The sequence below is a fragment of the Ensifer sp. genome, assembly GCF_035999135.1.
Lineage (GTDB): Bacteria > Pseudomonadota > Alphaproteobacteria > Rhizobiales > Rhizobiaceae > Ensifer.
Genome location: NZ_DASYGZ010000156.1, coordinates 1 through 4,894, shown reverse-complemented (window position 1 = coordinate 4,894; position 4,894 = coordinate 1). Strand labels below are relative to the sequence as shown.

Genomic DNA, 4,894 nt, shown 5'->3' with positions numbered 1-4,894 from the left:
CTTGATATGGTTTTGCCGCAAAGCTGGTGTTATGAGCAGCAGGCACATGCAGAAACAGGACCCCCAGATGTCGTCGATCGAGGCTTCCAAGCCGCAGAAGGAAATCAGCCCGTTGCTCAAGATGGTGCTGGAGCTTGGACCGCTGATGGTCTTCTTCTTCGCCAATTCGCGCGGCGAGTGGCTGGCGGGGCACTTTCCGGCGCTTGCCGAGCTCGGCGGCCCGATCTTCATCGCCACCGGCCTGTTCATGGCCGCGACCGCGATTGCCCTTGCCGTCTCCTGGATCTTGACCCGCACCCTGCCGATGATGCCGCTGATTTCGGGCATCGTCGTCTTCGTCTTCGGGGCGCTGACGCTCTGGCTGCAGAACGACACCTTCATCAAGATGAAGCCGACGATCGTCAACACACTGTTCGGCGCGATCCTGCTCGGCGGCCTTCTCTTCGGCAAGTCGCTGCTCGGCTACGTCTTCCACTCCGCCTTCAAGCTCGACGCGGACGGCTGGCGCAAGCTGACGCTGCGCTGGGGCGTGTTCTTCCTGTTCCTGGCCGTGCTGAACGAAGTGGTGTGGCGCTCGTTCTCGACCGACTTCTGGGTTGCCTTCAAGGTGTGGGGAACGATGCCGATCACCATCCTCTTCACGCTCGCCCAGATGCCGCTGATCATGAAACACTCGCTTGACCAGGAGAAAGCCGAGTGACGACGACGCTTGAGGAGAATGGCAGCAACCGTCACGCGCTCCTCTGGCTGATCGCCTGTCTGGCGGTCCTGGCGGTGCAGATCGTCACCCAGCACCTGATGGGCCGCATCTGGATCTGCGATTGCGGCTACGTCAAGCTGTTCGAACCCGTCGTCAAATCCAGCGGCAACTCCCAGCATATCGCCGACTGGTACACGCCGTCCCACATCATCCACGGCTTCCTGTTCTACGGCCTTGGCCATCTGCTGTTGCGCCGCAAGCCGCTGACGGCAAAGCTCTTCCTGGCGATGGTCATCGAATCCGCCTGGGAGATCGCCGAAAACACCCCCATGGTCATCAACCGCTATCGCTCGGCGACCATCTCGCTCGACTATTTTGGCGACAGCATCCTGAACTCGACCATGGACACACTGGCGATGGTGGCCGGCTTCATGTTCGCCGCCCGCATGCCCGTCTGGCTGACGGTGACGATCGCCGTCGTCTTCGAGCTTTTCACCGGCTGGCTGATCCGCGACAACCTCACCTTGAACGTGCTGATGCTGGTCTGGCCCCTCGATGCGGTCAAGGAATGGCAGGCGGGGATCTAGGCGCGCTTCGGAGTTCGCTTCAGCCCCTCATCCCGCTGCCGCGACCTTCTCCCCGCTCGCGAGGAGAAGGAGGATGACGCACTCTCCCTCCACTACCTCAGCGCTGCAAGCAGGATCAGTTAGGCCTGTGACGAACAACATCGATGCTGTTGAATCAGGCGGGGTGCCACGAGTCACCTTCTCCCCGCATGCGGGGAGAAGGTGCCGGCAGGCGGATGAGGGGCAGCGTGCGCCAGCCGTGCCAGAGCGGGCTACGACCCCGCCGCAGCCTTCTCGATCGCTGGCAGCAGGCCGTTCCTGACGCTGTCTTCGTCAAACGGTCCGACGCGCTTGTAAAGGATCGTGCCATCGGCGCCGACGAGGTAGGATTCCGGGATGCCATAGACGCCCCAGTCGATCGCTGCCTTGCCGCGCGGATCGACGCCGACGGCGGAAAACGGATTGCCGAGTTCGCCGAGGAAGCGCAGCGCGTTTTCGTTCTGGTCCTTGTAGTTGATGCCGACGACGGTCAGCCGCGGATCCTTCGACAGTTCCAGAATGAAAGGATGCTCCTGCCGGCAGGGCACGCACCACGAGGCCCAGACGTTGACGAGCGTCAGCTTGCCCTTGATCGCAGCGTCGGTCAGCGCCGGCATCGGCTGGCCGTCGCGTGTGGCGCCTTCGAGCGCCGGCATGTCGAGCGTCGGCGCCTTGGTGCCGATCAGCGCAGACGGGATCTCGCTGACGTCCTTGCCGGAATTGAGCTGGCTCCAGAAGATCGCGGCAAGCCCGGCGAAGATGACGAGCGGCAACGCCGCCAGCACGAAACGCATCGGCCCAGGCTTGCGCTCCTCACCGCGCGGGGCGGGGATGTTCCTCATGGCGTTTCTCCCGGGGCTTGAGCGGCGGAGCGCCGGCGGATGCCGGAAGCCTCGAGTTCTGCCAGCTCGCGACGGCGGGCGCGACCGTCGAGAACGACCCAGGCGACCAGCCCAAGCACCGTCAACGTCGCGATGCCGTAGCTTGTGACGACATAGGCAGCATGGCTCATCATTTCGCACGCGCCTCCCGGCCGGCACTGCGCGCTGCGAGCCGGCGCAACGCCGTGACGCGCCGGCGCAAGATTTCGTTGCGCATGGCGGCGACATGCAGCGTGAAGAACAGAAGCGTGAACGCGATCGCCATCACGATCAGCGGGCGCAGGAATTCCGGATCGATCGTCGGCCCGTCGAGCCGCATGACGCTTGCCGGCTGGTGCAGCGTGTTCCACCACTCGACCGAGAACTTGATGATCGGGATATTGACGAAACCGACCAGAACCAGAATGGCGGAAACCTTGGACGAGCGCGCCGGATCGTCGAGCGCGCGATTGAGCGCCATCAGGCCCAGATACATCAGAAACAGCACGAAAACCGAGGTCAACCGTGCATCCCAGACCCACCATGTGCCCCACATCGGCTTGCCCCAGAGCGAACCGGTGACGAGCGCGAGGAAGGTGAAGCAGGCGCCGATCGGGGCGGCGGCCCGCGACGACACGTCGGCGAGCGGATGGCGCCAGACGAGCGTGCCGAGCGCTGCGAGCGCCATCACCGAATAACACATCATCGACAGCCAGGCGGCAGGCACGTGCACATACATGATGCGCACGGTCTCGCCCTGCTGGTAGTCGCCCTCGGTCGTGAAGGAAAGCCAGAGGCCCACGGCAAAAAACAGCGCCGTCAGCCCGGAAAGCCAGGGCAACAGACGGTCGGCCAACGCCAGGAACCGCGTGGGGTTGGCGAGGTCGCTGAATTTGCGGATGGCCAGGCTGTTTTCGCTCATGGTGGCTCTTTAGCGCTTAAGGCTCCCGCCTGCAATTGATCCGCGTCAACCGCGCGATCACGATCCAGTTGGCACGTCCACCATAATCATCATCGATCTGAACAGCTTAGCGCGAAATCCGCCGCTATGCCGCAAACACTTTCGCCATTTGCGCTCCGATTGCGTCAATCAGACGCGTGTCGAAGGGCGGCGGCGGCGGCGACCGGGCCGATGACGGCGAAAAACAGCGTGATTGCGGTCAGGATCATCAACGGCGGCAGGAACGGCGCCGGATCCTCGATTGCCGCATAGACGGCACTGACGCCGAAGATCAGCACCGGGATCGCCAGTGGCAGGACAAGGATGGAAACGAGAAGCCCGCCGCGCGGCAGCGACACGGCAACGGCCGCCCCCACCGCGCCGATGAAGGTGATCGCCGGCGTGCCGACCAGAAGGGTCAGCATCGTGGCGCCGATCGCGATCTCGCTCATGTTCATGAACAGCCCGAGCAGCGGCGAGGCGATCACCAGCGGCAGGCCGGTCGAAGCCCAATGGGCTGCGCATTTGACGAAGACGGTGAAGAGCAGCGGCGTCTCCTGCATCAGCATCAGGTCGAGCGAACCGTCGTCGCGTTCGGCCTGAAACAGCCGGTCGAGCCCGAGCAGCGAGGCAAGCAGCGCCCCGATCCAGAGGATGGCGGGTCCGATGCGCGAAAGCAGGTTGAGGTCCGGCCCGACTCCAAAAGGAATGACCGCCACGACCGTCATGAAGAACAGCACGCCGATCATCGCGCCACCGCCGGCGCGGATCGACAGTTTGAGATCGCGGAAGAACAGCGCCATCATGCCGCTCTTCTCCGGGGGCTGGTCCCGGTCGGGCTCCTAAGCATCATGCCAGTGATCTCCCGCCAGATGCTCGAAGCCCTTCATGTGCAGTTCTCTTGTCCGGTTAAGACCGAGCGGCTGGTGCGTCGCGGCAATGACGATGCCACCCTTTTCGAGATGCGCCTTCACCAGCTCTGCAAACAATCGGTCGGCGCCGGCGTCAAGCGCTGCAGTCGGCTCGTCGAGGATCCAGATCGGTCGATGGGAAACGAGAAGCTTCGCCATCGCCATGCGGCGCTGCTGGCCGGCCGAAAGGTAACCGAAGGGCAGATGGGCGATATCGGGCAGGCCAACCGCCTCGACGGCGTCAGCAATTCCCACCCCCGCGCCTCCCGGCGAATTGCCCATGAAGCGCTGCCAGAAGGAAAGATTTTCCGCGACGGTCAGTTCACGCTTCATCGCGTTGCGGTGGCCGAGATAGTGACTGACCTCCGACGGATGGGCTATTTCCGGGGGACCGCCCTCAAGTTTCACGTGCCCTCTTTCGGGCCTCAGAAGGCCGGCCAAAACGCGCAGCAAAGTCGACTTTCCCGACCCGTTCGGGCCGGTCACGACAAGGGCTTCCGAGGCATCGAGAACGAAGGAAATATCGTTAAAAATCAGGTCCTCACCGCGCTTGGCGCTCAACCCTTCAGCTATGAGGCGCATGAATTCTCAGGTTCCCTTCACCGTCTTTCCGCAGGGCAAAAAAAGTCCCGTTTCGACCTTGCTTGCTCTGGCACGATTTGGAGAAATTATCTATATAGCGGACAACACGCCAGCGGTCGGCGTGAATTTCATCCAAGCGCCGAACATGGAATGAATTTCCACGTACGGACAGCGGAAATGGCCGCACCCGCATCCCAAATCGCGCTTCACAGGCGCTCGGGCGTTCGTACGTCAGCTTTTGGCGATCAGACGGAACGGGGTATTATCCAGTGTCCAAGTCTCTAGACAGTTTTAAT

General features: G+C 62.7%; 8 protein-coding genes. 3 read left to right on the top strand and 5 right to left on the bottom strand.

Going from position 1 to position 4,894, the window contains the following annotated elements:
* The first annotated feature begins 67 nt into the window (after nt 1-67).
* Both VGO12_RS20510 and VGO12_RS20505 read left to right on the top strand, forming a co-directional pair.
* Entirely contained in the window at nt 68-700 is a 633-nt protein-coding gene (locus VGO12_RS20510; RefSeq protein ID WP_327514602.1) for a septation protein A, read from the top strand.
* Nucleotides 697-1,287, top strand: coding sequence for a DUF2585 domain-containing protein (locus VGO12_RS20505; protein WP_327514601.1), 591 nt, complete (start codon nt 697-699; stop codon nt 1,285-1,287). The genes VGO12_RS20510 and VGO12_RS20505 overlap by 4 nt, the downstream gene beginning before the upstream one ends.
* Nucleotides 1,288-1,538: 251 nt before the next feature.
* Here VGO12_RS20505 and VGO12_RS20500 read toward each other — a convergent pair whose 3' ends face one another.
* The 5 genes from VGO12_RS20500 to ccmA form a co-directional block, all read right to left on the bottom strand.
* Nucleotides 1,539-2,147, bottom strand: coding sequence for a DsbE family thiol:disulfide interchange protein (locus VGO12_RS20500; protein ID WP_327514600.1), 609 nt, complete (start codon nt 2,145-2,147; stop codon nt 1,539-1,541).
* Entirely contained in the window at nt 2,144-2,320 is a 177-nt protein-coding gene (gene ccmD, locus VGO12_RS20495) for a heme exporter protein CcmD (RefSeq protein ID WP_327514599.1), read from the bottom strand. The genes VGO12_RS20500 and ccmD overlap by 4 nt, the downstream gene beginning before the upstream one ends.
* Entirely contained in the window at nt 2,317-3,087 is a 771-nt protein-coding gene (locus VGO12_RS20490; RefSeq protein ID WP_327514598.1) for a heme ABC transporter permease, read from the bottom strand. The genes ccmD and VGO12_RS20490 overlap by 4 nt, the downstream gene beginning before the upstream one ends.
* A 164-nt stretch (nt 3,088-3,251) precedes the next feature.
* Nucleotides 3,252-3,911 (bottom strand): heme exporter protein CcmB, encoded by a 660-nt coding sequence (gene ccmB / locus VGO12_RS20485; RefSeq protein ID WP_327514597.1) that lies wholly within the window; start codon nt 3,909-3,911, stop codon nt 3,252-3,254.
* Between the two features lie 36 nt (nt 3,912-3,947).
* The gene (ccmA, locus tag VGO12_RS20480; protein WP_327514596.1) at nt 3,948-4,598 is read right to left on the bottom strand and encodes a heme ABC exporter ATP-binding protein CcmA; all 651 of its coding nucleotides are present in this window, start codon (nt 4,596-4,598) and stop codon (nt 3,948-3,950) included.
* Between ccmA and VGO12_RS20475 the strand changes: the two genes are divergently transcribed.
* Nucleotides 4,597-4,752, top strand: a complete 156-nt coding sequence (locus VGO12_RS20475; protein ID WP_327514595.1) for a hypothetical protein — start codon at nt 4,597-4,599, stop codon at nt 4,750-4,752. The two genes, ccmA and VGO12_RS20475, sit on opposite strands and share 2 nt — an antisense overlap.
* Nucleotides 4,753-4,894 lie beyond the last annotated feature (142 nt).